This window comes from Dryocola boscaweniae, assembly GCF_025215095.1.
Classification (GTDB): Bacteria; Pseudomonadota; Gammaproteobacteria; order Enterobacterales; family Enterobacteriaceae; genus Dryocola; species Dryocola boscaweniae.
This window is the reverse complement of sequence record NZ_JALHAP010000074.1, coordinates 24,044-49,222: the sequence shown is the minus strand read 5'-3', so window position 1 is coordinate 49,222 and position 25,179 is coordinate 24,044. Positions and strand designations below refer to the sequence as shown.

Annotated in this window: 23 protein-coding genes and 6 tRNA genes; 13 read left to right on the top strand and 16 right to left on the bottom strand. The window is 53.0% G+C overall.

Features of this window, described 5'->3' with window-relative positions:
- Nucleotides 1-26 precede the first annotated feature (26 nt).
- The gene (gene ligA / locus MUA00_RS06255; protein ID WP_271122343.1) at nucleotides 27-2,045 is read left to right on the top strand and encodes an NAD-dependent DNA ligase LigA; all 2,019 of its coding nucleotides are present in this window, start codon (nucleotides 27-29) and stop codon (nucleotides 2,043-2,045) included.
- 1 nt (nucleotide 2,046) lies between these two features.
- On the top strand, nucleotides 2,047-2,262 hold the full coding sequence (locus MUA00_RS06250) for a DUF3820 family protein (protein ID WP_271122344.1): 216 nt from the start codon (nucleotides 2,047-2,049) through the stop codon (nucleotides 2,260-2,262).
- On the opposite strand, the gene MUA00_RS06245 is transcribed toward MUA00_RS06250, so the two are convergent.
- Entirely contained in the window at nucleotides 2,259-3,254 is a 996-nt protein-coding gene (locus MUA00_RS06245; RefSeq protein WP_271122384.1) for a bile acid:sodium symporter family protein, read from the bottom strand. The genes MUA00_RS06250 and MUA00_RS06245 overlap by 4 nt on opposite strands.
- A gap of 90 nt (nucleotides 3,255-3,344) precedes the next feature.
- Here MUA00_RS06245 and MUA00_RS06240 point away from each other — a divergent pair, with 90 nt between their 5' ends.
- Entirely contained in the window at nucleotides 3,345-4,286 is a 942-nt protein-coding gene (locus MUA00_RS06240; protein WP_271122345.1) for a LysR family transcriptional regulator, read from the top strand.
- Here the strand turns inward: MUA00_RS06240 and MUA00_RS06235 are convergent.
- From MUA00_RS06235 to MUA00_RS06215, 5 genes are all read right to left on the bottom strand, one after another.
- Nucleotides 4,283-4,636, bottom strand: coding sequence for a FlxA-like family protein (locus MUA00_RS06235; protein WP_271122346.1), 354 nt, complete (start codon nucleotides 4,634-4,636; stop codon nucleotides 4,283-4,285). The two genes, MUA00_RS06240 and MUA00_RS06235, sit on opposite strands and share 4 nt — an antisense overlap.
- A 144-nt stretch (nucleotides 4,637-4,780) precedes the next feature.
- Nucleotides 4,781-4,856 (bottom strand) — tRNA-Lys (locus MUA00_RS06230).
- A 3-nt stretch (nucleotides 4,857-4,859) separates the two neighbouring features.
- Nucleotides 4,860-4,935 (bottom strand) — tRNA-Val (locus tag MUA00_RS06225).
- Between the two features lie 31 nt (nucleotides 4,936-4,966).
- Nucleotides 4,967-5,042 (bottom strand) — tRNA-Val (locus MUA00_RS06220).
- Nucleotides 5,043-5,087: 45 nt separating this feature from the next.
- A tRNA-Val gene (locus MUA00_RS06215) sits at nucleotides 5,088-5,163 on the bottom strand.
- A 260-nt stretch (nucleotides 5,164-5,423) separates the two neighbouring features.
- On the opposite strand from MUA00_RS06215, the gene gltX reads away from it, so the two are divergent.
- Nucleotides 5,424-6,836: a glutamate--tRNA ligase gene (gene gltX, locus MUA00_RS06210; RefSeq protein WP_271122347.1), complete on the top strand. Its 1,413-nt coding sequence runs from the start codon at nucleotides 5,424-5,426 to the stop codon at nucleotides 6,834-6,836.
- Between the two features lie 45 nt (nucleotides 6,837-6,881).
- Here the strand turns inward: gltX and MUA00_RS06205 are convergent, their stop codons facing one another.
- Nucleotides 6,882-7,238 carry a YfeC-like transcriptional regulator gene (locus MUA00_RS06205; RefSeq protein ID WP_271122348.1) on the bottom strand — a complete coding sequence of 119 codons (357 nt, stop codon included), beginning with the start codon at nucleotides 7,236-7,238 and terminating at the stop codon, nucleotides 6,882-6,884.
- A 224-nt stretch (nucleotides 7,239-7,462) separates the two neighbouring features.
- On the opposite strand from MUA00_RS06205, the gene MUA00_RS06200 reads away from it, so the two are divergent.
- Nucleotides 7,463-7,538, top strand: a tRNA-Ala gene (locus MUA00_RS06200).
- A gap of 46 nt (nucleotides 7,539-7,584) precedes the next feature.
- A tRNA-Ala gene (locus MUA00_RS06195) sits at nucleotides 7,585-7,660 on the top strand.
- A gap of 131 nt (nucleotides 7,661-7,791) precedes the next feature.
- Here MUA00_RS06195 and MUA00_RS06190 read toward each other — a convergent pair.
- Nucleotides 7,792-8,979 (bottom strand): NupC/NupG family nucleoside CNT transporter, encoded by a 1,188-nt coding sequence (locus MUA00_RS06190; RefSeq protein WP_271122349.1) that lies wholly within the window; start codon nucleotides 8,977-8,979, stop codon nucleotides 7,792-7,794.
- A 222-nt stretch (nucleotides 8,980-9,201) separates the two neighbouring features.
- Here MUA00_RS06190 and MUA00_RS21395 point away from each other — a divergent pair, with 222 nt between their 5' ends.
- A complete protein-coding gene (locus MUA00_RS21395) occupies nucleotides 9,202-9,354 on the top strand; it encodes a hypothetical protein (protein WP_438941021.1) in 153 nt (50 codons plus the stop codon).
- A complete protein-coding gene (locus tag MUA00_RS06185; RefSeq protein WP_271122350.1) occupies nucleotides 9,335-10,573 on the top strand; it encodes an Nramp family divalent metal transporter in 1,239 nt (412 codons plus the stop codon). The genes MUA00_RS21395 and MUA00_RS06185 overlap by 20 nt, the downstream gene beginning before the upstream one ends.
- A gap of 36 nt (nucleotides 10,574-10,609) precedes the next feature.
- On the opposite strand, the gene MUA00_RS06180 is transcribed toward MUA00_RS06185, so the two are convergent.
- Complete coding sequence (locus tag MUA00_RS06180) at nucleotides 10,610-10,930, bottom strand: DUF2502 domain-containing protein (RefSeq protein WP_271122351.1); 321 nt, start codon at nucleotides 10,928-10,930, stop codon at nucleotides 10,610-10,612.
- A 152-nt stretch (nucleotides 10,931-11,082) separates the two neighbouring features.
- Complete coding sequence (gene mgrA, locus MUA00_RS06175) at nucleotides 11,083-12,072, bottom strand: L-glyceraldehyde 3-phosphate reductase (protein ID WP_271122352.1); 990 nt, start codon at nucleotides 12,070-12,072, stop codon at nucleotides 11,083-11,085.
- 180 nt (nucleotides 12,073-12,252) lie between these two features.
- On the opposite strand from mgrA, the gene MUA00_RS06170 reads away from it, so the two are divergent.
- Nucleotides 12,253-13,911 carry an alpha-keto acid decarboxylase family protein gene (locus MUA00_RS06170; RefSeq protein WP_271122353.1) on the top strand — a complete coding sequence of 553 codons (1,659 nt, stop codon included), beginning with the start codon at nucleotides 12,253-12,255 and terminating at the stop codon, nucleotides 13,909-13,911.
- Here the strand turns inward: MUA00_RS06170 and MUA00_RS06165 are convergent.
- A complete protein-coding gene (locus MUA00_RS06165) occupies nucleotides 13,908-15,143 on the bottom strand; it encodes an ion channel protein (protein WP_271122354.1) in 1,236 nt (411 codons plus the stop codon). The two genes, MUA00_RS06170 and MUA00_RS06165, sit on opposite strands and share 4 nt — an antisense overlap.
- Before the next feature lie 220 nt (nucleotides 15,144-15,363).
- Here MUA00_RS06165 and glk point away from each other — a divergent pair, with 220 nt between their 5' ends.
- Nucleotides 15,364-16,329, top strand: a complete 966-nt coding sequence (gene glk, locus MUA00_RS06160; RefSeq protein ID WP_271122355.1) for a glucokinase — start codon at nucleotides 15,364-15,366, stop codon at nucleotides 16,327-16,329.
- Between the two features lie 37 nt (nucleotides 16,330-16,366).
- Here glk and MUA00_RS06155 read toward each other — a convergent pair whose 3' ends face one another.
- The 3 genes from MUA00_RS06155 to MUA00_RS06145 all read right to left on the bottom strand — a co-directional run bounded on the left by MUA00_RS06155 (nucleotide 16,367) and on the right by MUA00_RS06145 (nucleotide 20,207).
- A complete protein-coding gene (locus MUA00_RS06155; protein WP_271122356.1) occupies nucleotides 16,367-17,098 on the bottom strand; it encodes a LytR/AlgR family response regulator transcription factor in 732 nt (243 codons plus the stop codon).
- On the bottom strand, nucleotides 17,095-18,804 hold the full coding sequence (locus tag MUA00_RS06150; protein ID WP_271122357.1) for a sensor histidine kinase: 1,710 nt from the start codon (nucleotides 18,802-18,804) through the stop codon (nucleotides 17,095-17,097). Before MUA00_RS06150 ends, MUA00_RS06155 begins: the two co-directional genes overlap by 4 nt.
- Before the next feature lie 161 nt (nucleotides 18,805-18,965).
- Nucleotides 18,966-20,207 (bottom strand): DUF1479 domain-containing protein, encoded by a 1,242-nt coding sequence (locus MUA00_RS06145; RefSeq protein ID WP_271122358.1) that lies wholly within the window; start codon nucleotides 20,205-20,207, stop codon nucleotides 18,966-18,968.
- A 244-nt stretch (nucleotides 20,208-20,451) separates the two neighbouring features.
- Between MUA00_RS06145 and alaC the strand changes: the two genes are divergently transcribed.
- Nucleotides 20,452-21,690: an alanine transaminase gene (gene alaC, locus MUA00_RS06140; protein ID WP_271122359.1), complete on the top strand. Its 1,239-nt coding sequence runs from the start codon at nucleotides 20,452-20,454 to the stop codon at nucleotides 21,688-21,690.
- 54 nt (nucleotides 21,691-21,744) lie between these two features.
- On the opposite strand, the gene MUA00_RS21285 is transcribed toward alaC, so the two are convergent.
- On the bottom strand, nucleotides 21,745-21,804 hold the full coding sequence (locus MUA00_RS21285; RefSeq protein WP_408639689.1) for a membrane protein YpdK: 60 nt from the start codon (nucleotides 21,802-21,804) through the stop codon (nucleotides 21,745-21,747).
- Nucleotides 21,805-22,183: 379 nt separating this feature from the next.
- On the opposite strand from MUA00_RS21285, the gene MUA00_RS06135 reads away from it, so the two are divergent.
- Complete coding sequence (locus MUA00_RS06135; RefSeq protein WP_271122360.1) at nucleotides 22,184-22,528, top strand: cupin domain-containing protein; 345 nt, start codon at nucleotides 22,184-22,186, stop codon at nucleotides 22,526-22,528.
- 184 nt (nucleotides 22,529-22,712) lie between these two features.
- The gene (locus MUA00_RS06130; protein ID WP_271122361.1) at nucleotides 22,713-24,212 is read left to right on the top strand and encodes an MDR family MFS transporter; all 1,500 of its coding nucleotides are present in this window, start codon (nucleotides 22,713-22,715) and stop codon (nucleotides 24,210-24,212) included.
- A gap of 4 nt (nucleotides 24,213-24,216) precedes the next feature.
- On the opposite strand, the gene MUA00_RS06125 is transcribed toward MUA00_RS06130, so the two are convergent.
- A complete protein-coding gene (locus MUA00_RS06125) occupies nucleotides 24,217-24,879 on the bottom strand; it encodes a GntR family transcriptional regulator (protein ID WP_271122362.1) in 663 nt (220 codons plus the stop codon).
- Nucleotides 24,880-25,179 lie beyond the last annotated feature (300 nt).

Here is a 25,179-nt window from a genome sequence, read left to right as displayed (position 1 = left end):
GGGGTTTTTTCTATTGATGGTGCGATATGGACTCAATCGAACAACAACTCACTGAACTGCGAACCACGCTTCGCCATCATGAATACCTTTATCATGTGCTTGATAACCCTGAAATCCCGGATGCTGAATATGACCGGCTAATGCGCGAACTGCGCGCATTAGAAGAAGCTCACCCAGATTTAATCACGCCGGATTCTCCTACGCAGCGCGTTGGCGCAACTCCGCTGAGCGTGTTCACTCAGGTACGCCATGAAGTGCCGATGCTTTCACTGGATAACGTGTTTGATGAGGCGAGCTATCTTGCCTTCAACAAACGCGTGCAGGACAGGCTGAAGAACACCGACGCGCTGACTTTTTGCTGCGAACTGAAACTTGATGGCCTTGCCGTAAGCCTGTTGTATGAAGACGGTGTGCTGATTCGTGCCGCTACGCGCGGCGACGGCACCATGGGCGAAAATATCACGGCAAACGTGCGTACCATTCGTGCCATTCCGCTGAAGCTGCATGGTGAAAATATTCCGCGTCGTCTTGAAGTACGCGGCGAAGTTTTTCTTCCGCAGGCGGGTTTTGAAAAAATTAACGAAGACGCTCGTCGCACGGGCGGCAAAATTTTTGCCAACCCGCGTAACGCGGCCGCAGGATCGCTGCGTCAGCTTGATCCAAAAATTACCGCGAAACGTCCTCTGACCTTCTTCTGTTACGGCGTTGGTCTGCTGGAAGGAGGCGAGCTGCCCGCCAGCCATATGGCGCGCCTGCAGCAGTTTAAAGCCTGGGGCTTGCCGGTAAGCGACCGTATCCGCCTGTGTAATACACCGGAGGAAGTGCTGGCGTTTTATCATCAGGTTGAAGCCGACCGGCCTGCGCTTGGGTTTGATATTGACGGCGTCGTCATCAAAGTAGACTCCCTTGCGTTGCAGGAAACGCTCGGTTTTGTAGCCCGTGCCCCACGCTGGGCCGTGGCATTTAAATTCCCGGCTCAGGAGCAGATGACCTTTGTTCGCGACGTTGAATTCCAGGTGGGACGTACCGGAGCAGTAACACCCGTGGCTCGTCTTGAACCAGTGCAGGTAGCGGGTGTGCTGGTCAGTAACGCCACGCTGCATAATGCCGATGAAATCGAACGTCTTGGCCTGAGAATTGGTGACCGCGTAATTATCCGTCGTGCCGGCGATGTGATTCCACAGATTGTCGGCGTGGTGGAGTCTGAGCGTCCGCCTGAAACAAAAGAAATTATTTTCCCGGCACACTGTCCGGTTTGTGGGTCGGACGTGGAGCGAGTTGAAGGCGAGGCGGTTGCACGTTGCACCGGCGGCCTGATTTGCGGCGCGCAACGTAAAGAGTCCCTTAAACATTTCGTCTCCCGCCGTGCGCTGGATGTAGACGGTATGGGCGATAAAATTATCGATCAACTGGTCGAAAAGGAATATGTCCACACCCCGGCAGACCTGTTCCACCTGACCGCAGGCAAGCTCACCGGTCTGGATCGTATGGGGCCTAAGTCCGCACAGAACGTGGTGAATGCGCTGGAAAAAGCTAAATCTACTACCTTTGCTCGCTTTTTGTATGCCCTGGGAATACGCGAGGTAGGGGAGGCAACCGCCGCTGGCCTCGCCGCATATTTTGGCTCCCTGGACGCTTTATCTGCCGCTTCCATTGACGAACTGCAAAAAGTGCAGGACGTAGGTATTGTCGTGGCGACGCACGTCTTTAATTTCTTTGAAGAAGAGAGCAACCGGGAAGTTATCCGTCAGCTCATCGAAGAAGTGGGCGTTCACTGGCCTGCTCCGGTGATTATCAAAGCCGAAGAGATTGACAGCCCGTTCGCGGGTAAAACCGTCGTGTTGACCGGTTCGCTTAGCATCCTGTCACGTGACGACGCAAAAGCACGGCTGGTGGCTTTGGGCGCTAAGGTTGCGGGCAGCGTGTCGAAGAAAACGGATCTGGTCATTGCCGGTGAAGCCGCAGGCTCAAAGCTTGCTAAAGCGCAGGAGCTGGGCATTGAAGTTATCGATGAAGCGGAAATGATTCGCTTGCTGGGTGAGTAATGTGGATAAAGAACAGCTTATTGAGATAGCCAATACGGTAATGCCTTTTGGCAAATATAAAGGTCGCGTGCTGATTGACGTGCCGGAAGAGTATTTTCTGTGGTTTGCCCGCAAGGATGAGTTTCCACAGGGCCATCTTGGTGAGCTGATGAAGCTTACTTTACTGATCAAAACCGAAGGGCTGGAGGGGCTGGTAAAGCCCCTCAAAAGAACCTAAGCGTTAGCGGCGGCGGTTTCTTTAGCCGCCGCTTTTGCCGTCTGGCGCTGATAGCGCCGCGCCATCACGGCACAGATCATCAGTTGTAGCTGGTGAAATATCATTAACGGCAGCACCATCATGCCCACGGTGGCGACCGGGAAGAGAATATTGGCCATAGGAATACCGTTGGCGAGACTCTTTTTCGAACCGCAGAAAACAATAGTGATTTCGTCTGCTTTGTTAAAACCAAGACGCCGCGCAACAAAGATATTTACCGCAATGACTATCCCCAGCAATACCAGGCTTGCCACGACGATAAACAGCAATGAACCAGCCCCGACTTTGTGCCAGATACCGTGCGTAACGGCCTCGCTAAACGCAGAATAGACAACCAGTAAAATCGACGTCTGGTCGGTTTTGCCGATCCATTTTTTATGGCGCGCAACCCAGGCGCCAATCCACGGACGAGAAAGATGCCCTGCCACAAACGGCACCAGCAACTGCAGCATAATACTGCCAACCTGTTGCAGACTGCCGTTCGCTCCGTGCACGTGCATCACCAGGCCGACCAGTAAAGGGGAAAGGAAAATGCCGAGCAGGCTGGATGCCGAAGCCGAGCAGACGGCTGCGGCAACGTTACCGCCCGCGATAGAGGTAAAGGCAATCGCTGACTGAACCGTTGCGGGGAGAATGCACAGGTACAAAAAGCCGGTGTAGATTTCCGGGCTGACGTTTACCGGCGCCCACCAGGTGAATAAAACCCCCAGTACCGGGAATAAAATGAATGTGCTGCACATCACCCACAGATGGAGCCGCCAGTGGCTGCTGCCGGCAACAATCGCCTCGCGGGAAAGTTTCGCGCCGTGCATAAAGAACAGCAGAGCGATAGCGGCTGTCGTAAGTCCCTCAAAAAAGCCAACAAAGCTGCCCTGCGCCGGAAAGAACGAGGCAAGCAGAACAGTGAAGACAAGCGTCAGTGTAAAAGGATCCAGGATACGGAAAAGTTTCATCATCATGCCTCAAACTGGTGTCTGGCTATTGTGCTTTTTCTGATTTAAGAAATAAAATTGATTTATTGAATACATTAATGAATAAAACAAATGAATTATTCGCTGCGTCAATTAAGAACTTTTGTTGCGGTAGCCCAGGCCGGAAGCTTCAGCCGGGCGGGAGAGCAGATTGGCCTGAGCCAGTCCGCAGTAAGCCACAGCGTGAAAGAGCTTGAAAATGAAATCGGGGTGAAGCTGCTTGATCGCACCACCCGTGAAGTTGTGCTGACCGGGGCCGGTTTGCAGCTTGCGGGCCGTCTTGAACGGCTGCTGGAGGAATTAAATTCCACGTTGCTGGATGTACGAAGCGTAGGCCTGCAACTAAGCGGGACGGTGCGTGTGGCGGCCAGCCAGACTATCTCCGCACATCTGATGCCGCAGTCTATTGCTGCCGCGGCTCTTGAGAATCCGGCCATTCGTTTTGTCCTTCATGACCGGCCGCAACAATGGGTGCTACAAAGCATACGCCAGGGCGAAGTGGATTTTGGCATCGTAATTGATCCGATTCAGGCGGGCGATTTGGACTGCGAAGTTGTGCTTTCTGAGCCCTTTTTGCTTTTGTGTCGCAGCGACCATCCGTTAGCGGAGATGGGCTATGTGCCATGGCAGTCGCTGCAGGGAGCGAGGCTTGTACTCCAGGATTATGCATCAGGAAGCCGCCCTTTAATTGACGATGCGCTGGCAAGACTTGGGATTGACGCGAATATCGTTCAGCAAATAGGTCATCCGGCCACGCTCTATCCAATGGTAGAGGCGGGAATCGGCATCAGCGTATTGCCGGCGCTAGCTTTGCCGCTGCCTGAAGGCCGGCCTTTAGTCGTTAAACGTCTGACACCGGTAGTCGAGCGGCAACTGATGCTGGTGCGCCGGAAAAACCGATCGCTTTCTCTTGCTGCGGAAGCTATCTGGCAGGTCATACGCCAGCAGGCGCAGCACTTAACTGCGGCCCGTCGGGGCGACGCCCTGTTTAGCGACCCAACGGATAACCGTTAGATAAGGATATCAATTTGATGATCGTCCGAAGGATAATTGACGCCTTCGGCTTTTACCTGTTTTTGATCTTGTTTAAGCTGCGCCTCTTCAGCCTGCTGATGCTGTAGCTGGGCCAACTGAGCCTGCAACATGCTGATTTGTTCCTGAATCAGTTCTTGTTGTTTTTGCTTTTCGTCAGCGGACGAGCTGCCGTTGGCAACGTCCTTGAGCTGCTGAGTCAGTTTGGTGATTTGTTGCGTGATGCGGCTGATTTGCGAAGCAACGCTATTGCCTGAACTGCTGGCAGAACTGCTCGTGGTGCTGGTGGATATAGCGCCGCCCTGCAGAGCAGTGCTGTTGATAGTGGTCATAATAACTCCTTGCCAGGAATGATTAAGATGTTATCGGCACGCTTCGGATAAAGGTTAGGTTTGTATCGCTACCTTTATTGGTGGGGACGAGGGGATGGCAAATGGGAGATAGCAAAAAGGCGCCTTTAGGGCGCCTTTCTACATTGGTGGGTCGTGCAGGATTCGAACCTGCGACCAATTGATTAAAAGTCAACTGCTCTACCAACTGAGCTAACGACCCGAATGGTGGGTGATGACGGGCTCGAACCGCCGACCCCCTCCGTGTAAAGGAGGTGCTCTACCAACTGAGCTAATCACCCAAACTTCGGTACTGCTAAATACATTAAGAGATGGTGGGTGATGACGGGCTCGAACCGCCGACCCCCTCCGTGTAAAGGAGGTGCTCTACCAACTGAGCTAATCACCCAACGCTAAATTCTCTTATCACACTGCGGGCTCACTCACTAATGAATGGTGGGTGATGACGGGCTCGAACCGCCGACCCCCTCCGTGTAAAGGAGGTGCTCTACCAACTGAGCTAATCACCCCCGCTGTGTGGAGTCGCATTATAGGGAGAGTTGAAAATGAGTCAACGCCTTTTCTAAAGATTTTGTTTGTTCGTCTTAAAATTAGTCAAAGCGATCGCGATTTGTTCATTGGCGCTTGATTTCCCATCAGAATAAGCCGTTTGCGGCGAACTAAAAGCATCAACATTGAGGAATCAGCCCACAGTGGTAGAATGTTGCCCACTATTTCTTCCCTGGCATTTACCGATTTCCCGGTACTTTTGCGTAATTAAGGCCGTTCAATGAAAATCAAAACTCGCTTTGCGCCAAGCCCAACGGGCTATCTGCACGTAGGTGGCGCTCGTACTGCTCTTTATTCCTGGCTGTTTGCTCGTAACCACGGCGGCGAGTTCGTGCTGCGTATTGAAGATACCGATCTCGAACGCTCAACCCCGGAAGCCATCGAAGCTATTATGGACGGCATGAACTGGCTAAGCCTTGAGTGGGATGAAGGCCCGTACTACCAGACCAAACGCTTTGACCGTTATAACAACGTCATTGATGAAATGCTGGAAGCGGGTACAGCCTATAGATGCTACTGCTCCAAAGAACGTCTTGACGCGTTGCGCGAAGAGCAAATGGAGAAGGGCGAGAAGCCGCGTTACGACGGCCGCTGCCGCCACGGGCATGAACATCACGCAGCCGATGAGCCATGCGTTGTTCGCTTTGCCAACCCGCAGGAAGGTTCTGTCATTTTTGACGACCAAATCCGTGGCCCGATTGAGTTTAGCAACCAGGAGCTGGACGATCTGATTATTCGTCGTACCGACGGTTCCCCGACCTATAACTTCTGCGTAGTGGTGGACGACTGGGATATGGAAATCACCCATGTGATTCGCGGTGAAGACCATATCAACAACACTCCGCGCCAGATCAACATCCTCAAAGCGCTGAATGCGCCAGTGCCGGTTTATGCGCACGTATCGATGATCAACGGCGATGACGGCAAAAAATTATCTAAACGTCACGGTGCGGTAAGCGTCATGCAGTACCGCGATGATGGTTATCTGCCGGAAGCGCTGCTGAATTACCTGGTACGTCTGGGCTGGGCACATGGCGATCAGGAAATCTTCACCCGTGAAGAGATGATTAAGCTGTTCGATCTTACCAGCGTCAGCAAATCCGCAAGCGCGTTCAACACGGAAAAGCTGCAGTGGCTCAATCACCACTATATTAACCACCTGCCGCCAGAATACGTTGCGACGCAGCTACAGTGGCATATCGAGCAGCAGAATATTGATACCCGCAACGGGCCGCAACTGGCAGAGCTTGTGAAACTGCTGGGCGAACGTTGCAAAACGCTTAAAGAGATGGCGGAAACCTGCCGCTACTTCTATGAAGATTTCAGCGAATTCGATGCGGACGCTGCGAAGAAGCATTTGCGCCCGGTTGCTCGCCAGCCGCTGGAAGTGGTGCGCGATAAGCTTGAAGCATTGAACGACTGGACCGCAGAAAATGTGCACCAGGTTATTCAGGCAACGGCGGACGAGCTGGAAGTTGGAATGGGTAAAGTAGGCATGCCATTACGCGTAGCGGTAACTGGCGCCGGACAATCGCCTGCGCTTGACGTTACGGTTCACGCGATTGGCAAACAGCGTTCTGTGGCAAGAATCAATAAAGCATTGGGTTTTATCGCTGAACGCGAAAGCCAGTAAGCAATCAGAGTTCGATACAAAACCGGCGCATTGTCGCCGGTTTTTTTATTCGCTATCGCGGATACCCAGACGTTTCAGCACGCCTGCAATACCTTCACGTAAAATCAGCGCCGACATTTTTTGCTGTTCAGCTTCCGACATCTGTTTCAGGGAATGGAGCAGTAAACCTTCAAGCGTAGAACCGTTAGCGGAATAAGTAGCTGGTTTATCAGCGGCTCGCTTCGCGTTGTGAATGAATTCCTGAACGCGTTCATCAATATGAATTAACCTGGCTTTACCGCCCTGAACACCGAGTTTTTTCGTCGTTGCCCAGTTCTCTTTACGCACCCACTTATTGATGGTTTGCCGACTGTATCCTGTGAGCGTCGCCAATTCTTCAGGTGTCATTCGTTCCTTGAGCACGGTGGTTTCCTTACATAGAGAAGAAGTTATTAGGGGTTCATTTTATGCGATCGTTTTACACGAAACTGTGACAGGATTAACTACAGCGGGACGAGATGCAATCAGGATCTTCATGAGTTGTTTGCTTTTTCGGCGATTGATCGCGGAAGAAGAATTTGCCGTTGACACTCTGTGGCGGGTTTCATATGATGCCGCCCGTCAACACGACAAGGTTTCTACGGTTTGGGGCTATAGCTCAGCTGGGAGAGCGCTTGCATGGCATGCAAGAGGTCAGCGGTTCGATCCCGCTTAGCTCCACCAAATCTTCTCCAGCAAGATTTGCATCGTAGAACCAAAAACCTATCGTGGGGCTATAGCTCAGCTGGGAGAGCGCTTGCATGGCATGCAAGAGGTCAGCGGTTCGATCCCGCTTAGCTCCACCAAAATATAAAACCCTCGCCTGTTGGCGGGGGTTTTTGCGTTTTATCGGATGAAATCTGGTTCGGATGGATGGCGAGGCAAACGCAGGCATAAAAAAACCGGAGCAAAAGCCCCGGTTATAAGAGAAAGCGGGTTACAGGAACAGCGCTGCGATAGACGCAGACAGGATGCTCACAAGCGTAGAACCGTAAACCAGCTTCAGGCCAAAGCGTGAAACCACGTTGCCCTGCTCTTCGTTCAGGCCTTTAATCGCACCGGCGATAATCCCGATAGAAGAGAAGTTAGCGAAGGAGACCAGGAATACGGACAGGATGCCTTCAGCGCGTGGAGACATGCTGCCAGCAAGTTTCTGCAGGTCCATCATCGCTACGAATTCGTTAGAAACCAGCTTGGTTGCCATAATACTGCCAACCTGCAGCGCCTCATGCGCAGGCACGCCCATTACCCATGCAACCGGGTAGAAGATGTAACCCAGAATGCCCTGGAAGGAGATGCCGAATACCGCGGCAAACAGGGCGTTCAGCGCAGAAATCAGCGCGATGAAGCCAATCAGCATCGCAGCAACGATAATCGCCACTTTAAAGCCCGCCAGAATGTATTCGCCCAGCATTTCGAAGAAGCTTTGTCCTTCGTGCAGGTTAGACATTTGCAGATTTTCTTCGCTTTCATCAACGCGGTACGGGTTAATCAGCGACAGAACGATAAAGGTGCTGAACATGTTCAGTACCAGCGCCGCCACGACATACTTAGGATCAAGCATCGTCATGTACGCGCCGACAATAGACATGGACACGGTAGACATCGCGGTTGCCGACATGGTGTACATGCGGTTGCGAGACATCTTGCCGAGGATATCCTTATAAGCGATGAAGTTTTCTGACTGTCCCAGAATCAGCGAGCTTACGGCGTTAAAGGATTCCAGTTTACCCATACCGTTCACTTTAGACAGAAGCGTACCGATAAAGCGGATTACAACAGGCAACACGCGAATGTGCTGCAAAATCCCGATCAGCGCAGAGATAAAGACGATAGGGCAGAGAACTTTCAGGAAGAAGAAGGCGAGTCCTTCGTCATTCATCTTACCGAATACAAAGTTTGTCCCTTCATTAGCGAATGCCAGCAGTTTTTCGAACATTTCAGAGAAGCCGCGCACAAAGCCGAGGCCAATCTCAGAGTTCAGGAAGAACCAGGCAAGCAACATCTCAATCACTAATAATTGAATCACAAAGCGAATACGAATTTGCTTGCGGTTAGGACTAACCAGCAAAGCAAGCAGTGCAACTACTGCAAGCGCTAAAACAAAGTGCAGAACGCGGGACATATTTGCTCCAAATATGAGGCAGGTTTAATTTCGTTGCACATTCTATGAAACAAGCAATAAGAAAACGAGAGCAATCGCACACTATCGTGATGACATGTGACGGATAGCAAAATTAGTGATCAACCATACATTTCTGCTATGTTAAGTAAAGAAGCTAAAAGTTGCGTCAGCGCACACAATCCATAACATACCCGGTTGCTGTTACCCGTTTCGTTAACGAGTATGCAAGAATCCGCCTTCCCGCCATCGTTTTCATCTATCAGAGAAATCCAGATAAGCTTTACAAATGATCTTGATAATCATTCTCATTTTGGTAGCATGAAACATAGCAAAGGCTATATCTCAGAGGCAAATAATGACGAACAGTCGTGTTGACAATAGCAGTGGGAAAACTGCGCGAAAGCTGCGACTGGCGCTAATGGGACCGGCGTTTATCGCAGCCATTGGCTATATCGATCCCGGTAACTTCGCCACGAATATCCAGGCGGGAGCAAGCTTCGGCTACAAGCTGCTGTGGGTTGTGGTATGGGCGAACCTGATGGCGATGATGATTCAGGTGCTTTCCGCCAAACTGGGGATCGCTACGGGAAAAAACCTTGCCGAGCAAATTCGCGATCATTATCCCCGGCCTGTCGTCTGGCTGTACTGGATACAGGCGGAAATCATTGCGATGGCAACGGATCTCGCCGAGTTCATCGGCGCGGCTATCGGCTTTAAGCTGATTCTGGGCGTTTCCCTCCTGCAAGGCGCGGTGCTAACCGGCATAGCCACTTTCCTGATCCTGATGCTGCAACGTCGCGGTCAAAAACCGCTGGAAAAAGTGATTGGCGGGCTCTTGCTGTTCGTGGCCGCAGCCTACATTGTCGAACTGATCTTCTCGCAGCCGGATTTTGCAGAGTTGGGTAAAGGAATGCTGATCCCAAGCCTGCCAACCAGCGAAGCTGTTTTCCTCGCAGCCGGGGTGCTTGGCGCGACCATCATGCCGCATGTTATCTATCTGCATTCATCTCTGACTCAGAATATGCACGACGGCAATCGGGCAGAGCGCTATTCCGCGACTAAATGGGATGTGGCTATCGCCATGACCATTGCAGGATTTGTGAACCTGGCGATGATGGCAACCGCCGCGGCGGCGTTCCACTTCTCAGGACATACCGGCGTTGCCGATTTAGACCAGGCCTATTTAACGCTCGAACCTTTGCTCAGCCACGCGGCGGCAACGATATTTGGGTTGAGTCTGGTGGCGGCTGGGCTGTCATCAACCGTTGTGGGTACGCTGGCGGGGCAGGTGGTGATGCAGGGCTTCGTCCGCTTCTATATTCCGCTCTGGGTGCGCCGTTCAATTACTATGGCGCCGTCTTTTATCGTGATCCTGATGGGCCTTGACCCAACGCGCATTCTGGTGATGAGCCAGGTATTGCTCAGCTTTGGTATTGCGCTGGCGCTGGTTCCGCTGCTGATTTTTACCAGCGATAAAAAGCTGATGGGCGAGCTGGTGAATACCAGGCTGGTAAAACAAACTGGATGGGCGATTGTGGTGTTGGTGGTGGCGCTGAATTTGTGGTTGATTATCGGAACTGCGTTAGGGCTTTAAAAAACCTCTCCCGGGCGGGAGAGGTCGAAAGTTTGCTTAATGGTGATGTCCGTGCCCATGACCACGGCCGCGTCCACGATGATCGTCACGGTCGTTCCAGCCTGCGCGATAGCCTTTTTCATAGCTGCCGCGTCCTCTGTCCCAGCCGCGATGGCGATGCCAGCCCCGGTCACGCCATTCATAGTTTCGATGCCAGTAGCCACGGTCGCGCCAGCCGCGTCCGTCCCAGTAGTTACCGCGATAATCCTGATCGCCAATGTTTAATTTCACCGACGGCAACAGGGTGATTTCGCCCGCATTCGCGACCAGCGGGACAGACGCCAGTAATGCAATCGCAAGAATCAGTGACCTGAACATACTCTCTCCTTAACACCGGGTAGCCGCGTGGCGGCCTGTTAACGCAATATTAAGCGGTGGTAAACAAGTGTTTCATCGCCACAACTCTTAAATCGCCCCAGAGAGCATTTTTTGCTAATTATGCTGACAAAATAACCGTTCAGGGTAAGCGGTTACATTAATACAGCTTCTATTTCCGCCTGCTCAGCCGCGCTGAAATGACGATTTGCCAGCATGCCCACAGCATCGTCAATCTGGCTAATTTTGCTTGCGCCAATCAGCACCGACGTCACTTTATCATTACGAAGAACCCAGGCCAGCGCCATTTGCGACAGCTTCTGCCCACGGCGTTCGGCAATGGCGTTAAGCTTGCGCACCTTCGCCAGTTTCTCTTCCGTTAGCTGATCTGGATTGAGGAAGCGGCTGCCGCTTGCGGCGCGAGAATCCGCAGGAATACCGTTGAGATAACGGTCGGTAAGCTGCCCGCCCGCCAGCGGCGAAAATGCGATGCTGCCAACGCCTTTTTCCTGCAATACGTCCAGCAGACCGTCTTCAGGCCCGCGTTCAAACATGGAATATTTTGGCTGGTGAATCAGGCAAGGCGTGCCGAGATCGTTAAGGATATCAATCGCCTGCCGCGCAAGTTCCGCAGGATAATTAGACAGCCCGACATATAGCGCTTTGCCCTGGCGAACCACGTGATCCAGGGCACGCATAGTCTCCTCAAGCGGAGTTTCAGGGTCCGGACGGTGATGATAGAAGATATCAACATATTCTAAGCCCATGCGTTTCAGGCTCTGATCGAGACTTGCTATCAGATATTTACGCGAGCCCCAGTCGCCATAGGGGCCGTCCCACATGGTGTAGCCAGCTTTAGACGAGATAATCAGCTCGTCGCGGTACGGCAAAAAGTCTTCACGCAGAATTCGCCCAAAGTTCTCTTCCGCAGAGCCAGGAGGCGGGCCGTAATTATTAGCCAAATCCAGATGGGTAATTCCCACATCGAACGCGCGGCGCAGCAACTGGCGGCTGTTGTCTACTAAGGTGGTATCACCAAAATTGTGCCACAGCCCAAGCGAGACGGCGGGAAGCTTCAGCCCGCTGCGCCCACAACGGCGGTACTCCATTGATTCATAACGGGAAGGATTTGCCTGATGGACCATTTTATTACCCTTGTCAGTGAATTCCAGATTTAGTGTATACGTTTACACAGCGCGCGTGACCATCAGACTACACCTCGTTTGTCTGTAAAACATTCTTTCCAGCACTTAATCGAGGCAGAACCTCGACACCGATCGCAGATCTTCAATACTCACAGCAGGCCCTCCTGGAAGGAACATGCTATGCGCTATTGTGTTGCGGACTATCTCCTTGACCGCTTAAACGAATGTGGGATTGCTCACCTCTTTGGTGTGCCGGGCGATTACAACTTACAGTTTTTGGATAACGTCATTGCGCATCCGCAGCTTGGCTGGGTTGGATGCGCCAATGAACTCAACGCCGCTTACGCCGCAGACGGGTACGCCCGCTGTAACGGCGCAGCCGCTTTGCTGACAACGTTTGGCGTGGGCGAACTCAGCGCAATAAATGGGATTGCTGGAAGCTACGCCGAATATCTGCCGGTTATCCACGTCGTCGGCGCGCCTTGTCTGGCGGCCCAGCTTCGGGGCGAACTGATGCACCACACGCTGGGCGACGGGGATTTCCAGCATTTTGCGCGCATGGCAAAAGAGGTCACGGTCTCGCAGGCCGCGCTTACCCCAGAGAATGCCTGCTATGAAATAGATCGTGTGCTGCGGGAATCACTCAGCAAAAGCCGTCCCGGGTATCTGCTCTTGCCGAGCGACGTTGCTCAGGCTCCTGCGACAAAGCCTGCTCACTCTTTAGCGTTGCATGTCCAGTCCGCCGAAACCGCCGTGCTGGATGAGTTTCGCAAAGCGGCGCAGGAAAAGCTTTCTGAAAGCCGTAGCGTAGCCTTGCTGGCTGATTTTCTGGCGCTGCGTTACGCGCAGCAAAAGGCGCTCCAGCAATGGATGGATGACACGCCGCTCCCGCATGCGACGTTACTGATGGGAAAAGGCTTATTCGACGAAGGACAGCAGGGATTTATCGGCACCTACAGCGGCGCGGCGAGCGAAGAGGGGATTAAAACGGCTATTGAAGGCGCCGAGCTGGTTGTTTGCGTCGGCGTGAAATTTACCGATACCATTACCGCGGGATTTACCCAGAAACTCACGACCCGGCAAACGATAGACATTCAGCCTGAGGCCGCGCGGATCGGCGACCGTTGGTTTAGCGGCCTGCCGATGTCGCAGGCCGTTGAAGTGCTGCACCAGCTTTGTAAACGTCAGGTTTCTCACAGGCCTGTGCCCCATCAAAAACCGCCGGCGTTGCCGGCCTGCGAAAGCGGAATATTAGATCAGCATGCGCTCTGGCAGGTTGTGCAGAACTTCCTGCAGCCTGGCGACATTGTGTTGGCGGATCAGGGCACCGCGGCGTTCGGCGCGGCAACGCTTACGCTGCCCGCAGGCACGACTTTTATCGCCCAGCCGCTATGGGGATCGATTGGCTACACGCTGCCTGCGGCTTTTGGCGCGCAAACCGCCTGTCCTCATCGCCGTGTGGTGCTGCTTATCGGCGACGGTTCCGCTCAGCTAACCATTCAGGAACTGGGATCGATGCAGCGCGATGGACAAAATCCGATAATTCTCCTGCTCAATAACGAGGGCTACACCGTGGAAAGAGCGATTCACGGCGCGGAGCAGCGTTATAACGACATTGCTCCCTGGAACTGGACGCAATTGCCGCAGGCGATGCATCTGCATTGCCAGGCGCAGTGCTGGCGGGTGACGGAAACGGTGCAACTCGAAGAGGTGATGCGCAAAGCGGCAAAAGCAGAACGCCTCACGCTTATCGAAGTCGTTCTGCCTAAGCAGGATATTCCAGAACTGCTCCAGGCGGTGACCTCTTCACTCGCGAGACGCAATTCCGGCGAAAACTAACGCTGGGTTTTATCGACCATCATCACCGGCTTGCCTGCCAGCAGCAGCCAGGCCGGCAGCATGACGATGCACAGCAGCGGCAGCAGCTTGATATCCGGCACCACGGCCATCGCCATAAACAGGCTCAGCCAGCCGTCACGCGTTACCACCAGCACCATGCCAAGAATGGCGCACGACAGCGTGATGGCTGCCGGAACGGCTTCAACGTGTTGATGCAGCATCATTCCCAGCGCAACGCCCACAAAGACCACCGGAAAAATTCGGCCGCCGCGGAATCCACTGGCGGAGGCAACCACCATCGCTGCGAGTTTCACCACCGCGAACATCAGCAAAGCGGCGACCGTATTGTCCTGTGAAAGGGCGAGATGGCGCATCTCATCCAGCCCTTTAAACAGCGTTACTTCCCCGCCAATAATGCCCAGCAGGCCAAGCACGAATCCACCGACGCCAAGAATAAGCACCGGGTGTTTGAGCTTGTGCATCAGGCGGTGCGCGCGCGGAAGGCACCACACGGCGACCATGCCAAGCGCGATTGCGATAGCCGTAACAACCGCTCCGCTGAAAATATCCACCAGACGTAATTCAGGATACTGCGCCACCGGCAGTGAGAAATCAGGATGGAAGAACAGGTCGGTCGTCAGGGCGCCTGCGGCGGCGGCCATAAGCGGCGCGAATAATCTATCCCACATCGGCACGTCATTATTGCCGCCCAGGGTTTGCGAGAAAATCAGCGCGGCCGCAACGGGCGTGCCAAACAGCGCGCCGATTGTTCCGGCTGCGGCAAGTATCGTCCAGTCCAGTGCGCCCACGCGAGGGAACAGGCGCGCGCCAATGGCCACGGCCAGCGCGATATTCACCGCCATAACAGGATGTTCAGGACCCAAACTGACGCCGCCCGCGAGGCCAATAATCAGAGCAAGGATCAGGCCTGGCAGCGCCATTACCGAAACAGGCGCGCCAATTAACGGCTCCGTTGCCGGATCGGGCCCCGCGTGGCCTGGCATATAGCGAATCACCAGCCCCACCGCGATACCCGTAAGCGTGAGCATCAGCAGTATCCAGACCGGAGAGTTCAAATCCAGGCCAAAACGAGTAGGAAGATAGACCCACAGATAATTTTGCAAAACTGAGGCGATTTTCATCACCACAATCAATACCAGACTTGAAAAGACGCCGATGACTAATGCTGGCAGAGAAAGAACCAGCATGGTTCTGGCTCGCGGATGGAGCATGAGAGTTCCTTAATCTGAATTTTTAAGCGCAAAGCTCGTCACTTTTTATAGCCTGCCAGAGAACCGTTGACCCTGTGCGGCAAAAGAAGCTGAAACGGTCAAGCCATTCTGTGATATAGCTCTATTATTCCCTGACATTTATGCCTGGGGCGTTGTTGTTTTGGTGGGCTTTTTTTACAGTGGTGCCAGGACTTATTGACTTTAGCGGAGCAGTTGAAGAATGACAAAATATGCTTTGGTGGGAGATGTTGGCGGCACCAACGCGCGTCTGGCACTGTGTAACGTTGAAAATGGTGATATCACGCAGGCAAAAACCTATTCCGGCCTCGATTTCCCGAGCCTGGAAGCGGTGGTGGTGCATTATCTCAAAGAGCACAATGCAGTCGTGACGGATGGGTGTATCGCTATCGCATGCCCGATAACCGGCGACTGGGTGGCGATGACCAACCATACCTGGCAATTCTCTATTAGCGAGATGAAAAAAAATCTCGCTTTCGAACATCTGGAAATCATCAACGATTTTACCGCCGTCTCCATGGCCATTCCGATGATTAAAAAGGAACACCTGATCAAATTCGGCGGCGAAGAACCGGTAGCGGGCAAACCAATCGCCGTTTACGGCGCGGGAACAGGGCTTGGCGTCGCGCATCTTGTCCACGTCGATAAACGCTGGGTGAGCCTGCCGGGCGAGGGCGGTCACGTTGATTTTGCGCCAAACAGCGAAGAAGAGGGCATCATCCTTGAAGAGCTGCGCGGTGAAATCGGCCACGTTTCGGCAGAGCGCGTGCTTTCAGGGCCGGGCCTGGTCAATTTGTACCGTGCGATTGTCAAATCAGACGGCCGTGAGCCGGAACGCTACGAGCCAAAAGATATCACTGAACGGGCATTGGAAGACAGTTGCACCGACTGCCGTCGCGCGCTTTCGCTGTTTTGCGTCATTATGGGGCGCTTTGGCGGCAACCTGGCGTTGACGCTCGGCTGCTTTGGCGGCGTTTATATCGCAGGCGGTATCGTGCCGCGCTTCCTGGAATTCTTTAAAGCCTCTGGTTTTCGCGGCGGCTTCGAAGACAAGGGGCGTTTCAAAGACTACGTCAAAGACATTCCGGTTTACCTGATTACTCACGACCAGCCCGGGTTGCTGGGCGCAGGCGCGCATTTGCGTCAGACGCTGGGGCAAATTATCTGAATCTTCGGGCGCGGAGCCCCGCGCCCGTTCTTCCTTCCTACAGACGCATCAGTTGACGAAACTCTTTTACTTTGCTGCGGCTAACCGGCACCTGAAAATCCAGATCCCGCAGGCGTAAAATATAGGTATTGTTAAACCACGGTTCTATTTCGCGGATCTTACTCAGATTCACGCAGTACGAGCGGTGGCAGCGAAAAAAATGGTTTTCCGGCAGGCGGCTGCAAAATTCCGTAATGTTCATCGGCATTACGTAAGCTTCGCGCCGCGTGTACACAAAAGTCATTTTTTCATGCGCTTCGGCGTAATAAATATCGTTGATATCCGTCACTATGATGCGCTCATCTTTCACCAGATTAATGGTCACGTTTTCGCGGCTGCTCTGGCCGGTTGCGTGGGGCGCGGTCTGCTGCTGCCAGGCGGCTTCCAGCTTTTGCAGCATGCCGATAATGCGCGATTCCTGGTAAGGTTTTAGAATGTAGTCGAAGGCTTCCAGCTCAAATGCCTCAACCGCGTGTTCTTTCCAGGCGGTAATAAACACGATAAACGGCTTATGGACGAACTTGCTGATATTTTGCGCCAGCAGCACGCCATCAAGGGAAGGGATATTGATATCCAGAAAAATAGCGTCGACTTCGTGATGCTGTAGATACTTCAGCACGTCCATACCGTCATCAAAAGTGGCGACAATGTCCATCTGCGAATGTTCTTTAATCAGCCAGTTCAGCTCCTGCTGGGCCAGCACCTCATCTTCTACAATGATGACCTTCATGCTTTTTCTCCTTCCAGCGGCAGCAGACCCGGCGGTACGGCAGTTACCGCGTGAGGCACGTAAAACGCAATCTCAGTACCCGGCTCCAGGCGACGAATATGCAAACCTTCTCCGTAGAGTAATTTCACCCGGTGATGCACATTCAGCAGGCCAATTTTATTGCCCGGCATTTCGTTGGCCTCAACGCGCTCAATCACCTGCGGATCGATGCCGTTCCCGGTATCCCTGACCGCAATGCGCACCCGGTTGCCGCTTTCTTCCACGCTTATGGTAACGACGCCTTTGCCTTTGCAGGGCTGAATGCCGTGTACAATCGCGTTCTCTACCAGCGGCTGGATAAGCAGACTTGGGATCAGGCAGTTCACGTCCTCATCAATGTGATAAATCACCGTCAGCTTGTCGCCAAAGCGGGCCTGCTCAATGGCGATATAATCTTTAATCTGATAGAGCTCTTTTTTGATGTCGATCTGCTCGTCGTCATTTAGCTCAATGTTGTAGCGTAAATAGCGCGACAAATTGAATATCAACTGGCGGGCGGTGTCCGGATTCAGACGAATCGACGACGAAATAGCGTTTAGCGCGTTAAATAAAAAGTGCGGGTTAATTTTGCTTTGCAGGGCGCGAAGCTCGGCTTTGTTAGCCATTTCACGCAGTTGCTCGGCGCGGGATACTTCAAGCTGCGTTGAAATAATCTGCGACAGCCCGACCGCCATTTCCTGAAGCGTCGAAGTGATCTGGTGCGCGTGGCGATAGTAGATTTTCAGCGTGCCGGTCACCACGCCTTTTTCCCACAGCGGAATGATTATCAGCGAGTGAATTTCCGGTGTGCGATATGCCTCATCGTCATTACGAATAATGATTTTGCCGTCGCGCAGCGCCTGCTGGGTTCGCGGGCTGATGCCGACATCGTTCTGCTTATAATTTTTTTCGCCGACGCCAACGTAGGCCAGCACTTTGTCGATGTTGGTAATGGCGACCGCATCGGCATTGATATCCTGACGAATAATATCGCAGACCTGACGCAAAGATTCGCTGTTTACGTTACGAAACAGGGGCAGGGTTTTGTTGGCGATATCCAGCGCAAGTTTTGCCTGTCGCGCAGCGCTCGCCTCCTTCTCGCCCTCAACGCTTTGTACCAGCAATACGATAAAGCCGATAGATACCGTACCGAGGATCATCGGAATGCCGATTTTCGACACGATATCCCAGCCCAGCGCAATGGACGGCGCCCACAGCACCACCAGAATCATCGTCATCGTTTCGCACAGCATGCCGGCCATGATGCCCACTCGCCAGTGCTGCTCTTTAGGGATTTTTCGGCTGATCCAGCCGGAAATAAAACCAGCGGCAGTGCTGGTGATAAAACAGGGGACGGCGGTAATGCCGCCAATATCAATCAAATAACGATGCGTTCCGGCAATCAGACCGGTAATAATTCCCACCCAGGGGCCAAACAAAATACCCCCGGCCATCACTGCGATAATTCGCACGTTAACCAGCGAACCTTCAACGTGAACGCCAGACCAGGTGCTGAAAAGGGCAAACATTGAAAAAATGGCGGTAACGGCCAGCAGTTCTTTGGGCGTATGGGCATTTTTGTGCAGCAGTTCGCGGAACAGGCGGATGCGGATCAGAAAGAAAAGACAAATAAGCATCAACGCCGCCCGGTCGAAAACCGCCAGCAGCATATTAAAAATTTCGTGCACGGGTTACTCGCATGCCTGAGGGGAGAGGGGTAATGATAAGGAAATTCTGGTGGGGTTGCCAGAAAAGCGGCCGACGGGATTTTGCAGGGCGGGTAAGTAAAGCGCCACCTGCCGCGAATAGCGGTGGGTGGCGCTGCCGCTTATCTATTCGGCATCTCAGCTTACTTACCTCCCAGTTGCTCCAGCCCTGCGGCGGTCAAATCTTCCGGCGTGGCGCGCCCGACAAAATCCACTTCAAAATCATCGGCCGCAAAATCCGGCGGAGACTTGCCTTCCACAAACGCAGGCCACTGGCGTTCAAGATAAGCCGCGTTCTTCTCGCACCACGGGGCGGCTGCGATATACATTACGTTGCTGTCGAACTCGCCAAGATGCTCGTTTTCCACGGAGTGAATCACATCGCAGTGCCAGAACACCGTATCGCCCGCCTCCATATCGGGAATTGAGGAAATCCCGGTTAATAAAAGGGGATGCCACCGTTCGTTAATGGAAAGCGCTCGCCCTGGTTTGGCCTCGCAAAGCGACTCTTCCGGCACATCATCCTGTAGCGCCCGCAACAGAATATAAGCCATGGCGTTGGCAATCGGCAGCAGGTTCAGCGTGCCGCCATGCTTACGCTGCGGGCTAAGCGCCGTCCAGCCCTGAAAGGTACGGAACATGGAGCAAACCGCCGGGGAAGGAAATTCGCGCACTTCCGTGCGGCCTTCTGCAGCAAAAGGGTTGTAGCGCTGCCATTGGCCGGAAAAGACATGGCGATAAACGTGACGAAAATTCTCATCCAGCCAGCGTTCTACCGAGCCGCCATCCACGTGAGGAGAAAGGCCCAGAGACGTTGAGCGAGGCGGACGGCGGCGAGTACGGTCGGCATAGCTGACAACGCGATCGGCATCAAAATGCTGCTTGCCAGCGCTGCGGGTTTCCCAAAGATTATTGAGAAATACCTGAACCGCTTTCATTCGTTCGTGCTGGCGGGCTTCAACCTGCGGCTTAGACCAGTAAATACCGTAAATCTGCGGTTTACTGGCGGCAAGCGTGCCGAAATAGTTATCTTCTGCGGCGTTTTTTAGCTTTTCGACAAAATCATTTCTGTCGAGATAATCGCCGATCTCTTCGTTCCAGGCGCGGGCCTGCGATTGCGGAAAAACGCCTTTCACGGTGCAGCATCCACGCTGGCGGATTAGCGCTTTTTGCTGCTCGCTGACGCGGTTGTGAATAATGTCGTCTGCATGGATCTGCGGGACGGGGTTTTCACCACGCGCAGTCTCAGCTTGAATCGCTTCGATCTGGCGCTTCATATCATTTTCCAGCTCGGCGAACACTTCCCTGTAATCAGGCAGTTCCCGGCGCAGTTGCTGTTTTATCTCGCGAATAGCTTGTGGCAAATCATCAATATGCAGGTTCATGCGAGGACTCCACTTCGTTGTAAGGTCAGAGTTATTGGTTTGTTACTGCCTGGTTAATATAGGCTTCCATCCCGAAATGAAACAGGGATTTCTTTCAAATGAAAGTTCATGTTTTGATGAGGCGAAAAATATTTTGCTTACCCTCTCGACAGACGATTTTTATTCAGGTTATTTTCAAGACAGGCCACAACAACGTGGCAGCGTCGCTCGGACGGTCCGGGCGCTTACGTAATCTGAGGTATTTATGGCTGACACCAGTCCTGCACGCCGTTTTTCGCGTATCGATCGTCTCCCTCCGTATGTGTTTAATATCACCGCCGAGCTGAAAATGGCTGCACGTCGTCGCGGCGAAGATATTATTGATTTCAGTATGGGTAACCCTGATGGCCCAACTCCGCCGCACATTGTGGAAAAGCTTTGTACGGTGGCGCAGCGTGACGACACGCACGGCTACTCCACCTCGCGAGGTATTCCTCGTTTACGCCGTGCTATTTCGCACTGGTACAAAGATCGTTACGAAGTGGATATCGATCCCGAAAGCGAAGCGATTGTCACCATTGGCTCCAAAGAGGGGCTGGCCCACCTGATGCTGGCCACGCTCGATCATGGCGATACCGTGCTGGTGCCCAATCCAAGCTACCCGATTCATATCTACGGGGCGGTTATTGCCGGTGCGCAGGTGCGTTCCGTGCCGCTGGTTGAAGGCGTGGATTTCTTCAACGAGCTGGAGCGCGCTATTCGTGAAAGTTATCCAAAACCGAAAATGATGATCCTCGGTTTCCCGTCTAACCCAACGGCGCAGTGTGTAGAGCTGGAATTCTTTGAGAAAGTGGTGGCCCTGGCGAAACGTTACGACGTGCTGGTGATACACGATCTGGCCTATGCCGATATCGTTTACGACGGCTGGAAAGCCCCGTCGATTATGCAGGTGCCGGGCGCACGCGACGTGGCGGTTGAGTTCTTCACCCTGTCGAAAAGTTACAATATGGCGGGCTGGCGCATTGGCTTTATGGTGGGAAACCGGGAGCTGGTAAGCGCGCTTGCGCGTATCAAAAGTTATCACGATTACGGCACCTTCACTCCGCTGCAGGTGGCGGCCATCGCCGCGCTGGAAGGGGATCAGCAATGCGTGCGCGATATTGCCGAGCAGTATAAACGCCGCCGTGACGTGCTGGTAAAAGGCCTGCACGAAGCGGGCTGGATGGTGGAATGCCCGAAAGCGTCAATGTATGTCTGGGCGAAAATTCCGGAACAGTATGCGGCGATGGGCTCGCTGGAATTTGCCAAAAAGCTGCTGCAGGATGCAAAAGTGTGCGTCTCGCCGGGCGTGGGCTTTGGCGACTATGGCGATACGCACGTACGTTTCGCGCTGATTGAAAACCGCGATCGTATCCGCCAGGCAGTGCGGGGCATAAAGGCGATGTTCCGTGCTGATGGGTTGCTGCCGACCAGCGCTAAATCTGCTGCTGATGTGAGCGAGTAAAACGAAAACAGGAGCCTATGGCTCCTGTTTTTTTATCATCTGCCGTGCGGGATGTTATTCAACCATCATCACAAAAGTACCGACCCACAACATCAGAATGACCGAGATACCCATCAGAAAATATTTCACTTCACATTGCTCCGCGCGTATTAACGCACTTAGATCGCCAGATAAGGCAGTATAGAAAAGTGAAACCGCCAATTGCGCATTTTGGGATTAGCTTTATACCCAAAAAAGCCGTTTCACATTGCATTCGAGGGCCGAATAATCCACCAGCCGACGCTAATGTACCCCTTAATCCTGAGGGAAAACAAGTGTCGCCAAAATGTGACGGTGGTCATTATTTAAGCCGGTTTGCGAAAAGCGTTTATAGTAATAATTACGCTATTAATTAATGCATTATGTGAAACCCCCCCGCTTTTCCGCTGGAATGTTAACCGGGAAAGTTTACATCCTGACCAACGTCAAATTAACGCATATAACAAGGCAAAATATGATTGTTTCAAAGCAAAATGCGGAACACTACAAATGGGGTGAAGATTGCGACGGCTGGCATCTGCTGAAAGAGCAGGCGCTGAGCATCATTCATGAAAGAATGCCTGGCGGAAAAATGGAGCGGCGTCACTACCATTGCGTGGCTCAACAGTTCTTTTTTGTCCTCTCCGGTGAGCTCACGATGGAGCTGGAAGGAGAGCGTTACCTGGTGTGTGCCGGAGAAGGCATTTCCATTCCGCCACAGACAAAACATCAGGCCAGAAACGACTCGCTGAATGAGACTGAATTTCTGGTGATCTCAGAGCCGACAACGCGCGGCGACAGAGTGAATCTCGAAGAGTAGCAATGGGTCTGATTAGCAATAATGCGGATGAAGATTTGAAAAGAAACCACAATGTCTTTACCGTTCGAAAAGTTAAGTTTCAGAGTTTTGCGACAGCTTTATCAAGGCTTCCAGGCCACAATCCTTGACCAGATGAAAATATTTCTGCTGTATTAATTTCCTAGCTAATGAAAACAATGACCCTATGACAATATCATCGACTTCGCAGACTGAATCTTCAACGCAGACGACCTCGGTTCGCCTGCTGTTTTCCGCGCTTATGCTGGTGATGCTGCTGGCCGCGCTCGATCAAACCATCGTGTCCACCGCCTTGCCCACCATCGTCGGGGAACTTGGCGGGCTGGAAAAACTCTCCTGGGTGGTGACCGCCTATCTGCTGGCTTCCACTATCGTCGTGCCGTTGTACGGGAAATTCGGCGATCTTCTCGGCCGTAAAATCGTGCTGCAAACGGCGATCGTTCTGTTTTTACTCGGCTCCGTACTTTGCGGCCTGGCGCAGAATATGACGCAGCTCATTTTGATGCGTGCTTTACAGGGGCTGGGCGGCGGCGGTTTGATGGTAGTGACGATGGCTGCGGTAGGTGACGTTATCCCACCGGCGGAGCGCGGAAAATATCAGGGATTGTTTGGTGGCGTATTCGGCCTGGCGACGGTGATTGGCCCGCTTATTGGCGGCTTCCTGGTGGAACACTTTTCCTGGCGCTGGATATTTTACATCAACCTGCCGCTGGGGATTTTTGCTCTGCTGGTGATTGGCGCGGTGCTTAAACCGCAAACGGCGCGAATCCGCCACCAGATCGACTTTTTGGGGGCGGGGTATCTCGCCATCTCGCTAACCTGTCTGATTCTCTTCACAAGCCAGGGCGGCACGGTGATGGCCTGGTCCGATCCGCAGTTGTGGTGCATTTTCGCTTTCTTTGTCGTCACCCTCGGCGGCTTTATTTATGAAGAACGTCTGGCCATCGAGCCCATTATTCCGCTGGGATTGTTCCGCGACCGCACCTTCCTGCTAAGCTGCCTGATCGGTTTTATTATCGGGATGTCATTGTTTGGCTCGATGACGTTCCTGCCGCTTTACCTGCAGGTTGTGAAATCCTCAACGCCGACGGAAGCGGGGATACAGTTGCTGCCATTGATGGGCGGGCTGATGCTTACGTCGATTATCAGCGGGCGGATAATCAGCAAAATTGGACGTTACCGCATCTTCCCGATAATGGGGACGCTGCTGACGTTTATCGCGATGGCGCTGCTGGGCACGTTAAAAATCGACACCCCGATACACATTCTCTATTTCTATATCGCGCTGCTGGGTTTTGGACTCGGCATGGTAATGCAGGTGCTGGTGCTGGCGGTGCAAAACAGCGTGGAACAAAAGCTGATTGGCGTGGCGACCTCAAGCGCGACGCTGTTCCGCCAGATTGGCGGTTCAATTGGCGTTGCGGCGTTTGGGGCGATTTTCACTAACGTGTTGCAAAATAAACTTGCCGTGCTGATACCGGCTGGCGTTCAGTTGCCGCAACAGCTCAGTGCAAATGCGATTCACGAACTGCCCGTAGCGCTGCGCGATGATTATCTTCAGGCGTTTGGTTCGGCGCTCCACTCCGTCTACATTATTTCTGCGGGCGTTGTCGTGTTCGCCTTTATGCTGTCGTTGCTGCTAAAAGACGTGCCGCTGCGCAAGTAGCGGCTCAGGCCGATTGTTTATGCCTGGCCCAGGCCGCCAGCACCGTGCGTTCGGATAGTTCGAGATATTCCGCCAGGGTCTGAGCGGCTTTTTCATTCTGGCCGTCATTGAGCAGCGCCAGAATATGCGCGTTCTTCTCTATATAAGGCGCGTAAAGCATTTCTGGATCGTTAAGATGGCCGAACGCCAGCCGCAGCTCGGCGGAGATATTGCGATACAGGCGGGTCAGGCGCTCGCTGTCGGCAAGTTCAACAATCGCCGTATGGAACTTCATGTTCGCCGTTCCTACACGGCGCCAGTCGCTGGACTGGCGATACTCCCGCGCTTCTGTCACCGCCGCTTCCATTTTCGCCACTGCCGGGTGCAGCGGATAGGCATGAGTCAGGGCGTCACACTCAATCAGACGACGAATGCGGTAGATATCCAGAATCGCCGCCATATCCGGCACCGCCACATAAACCCCACGGTTTGGTTCGTAACGCAACAGGCCTTCCTGAGTGAGCATACGGAACACCTCGCGCAGCGTGTTGCGCGAAATATCCAACTGTTCGCTGAGCGAAGCCTCCGATAAACGAGTGCCGGGCGCCAGCTCGCCGATGATAATTTTCTGCCGAATAGTTTCGGCGATTTTCTCGCTCAGCATTTGAGCGGGCACATCTTTTTTCATGGTTTTCTGCGCAGTGGCCCGTTGAGCGGCAATCTTCACATATTAACCAGACAGCGGCAAGGCGTTGACATAGCGGGGATATTTTCAATTTATGCACTTAATTGGTGCGTTCGTGCATTTTTATGCGCTTTACTGGTGCTTTTTATCGCTTGTTTGCCTGCGAAAAATGCCAAAAAGTGATCGCCGTCGGTTTTTTATCATCCGATACTCGATTCTGTTTGTGTGTTTAATCAACAGTCACTAGCTTATTGTTCAACAATATATTCATATTTGATTAACAATGTTAACGCTTTGTTCCAA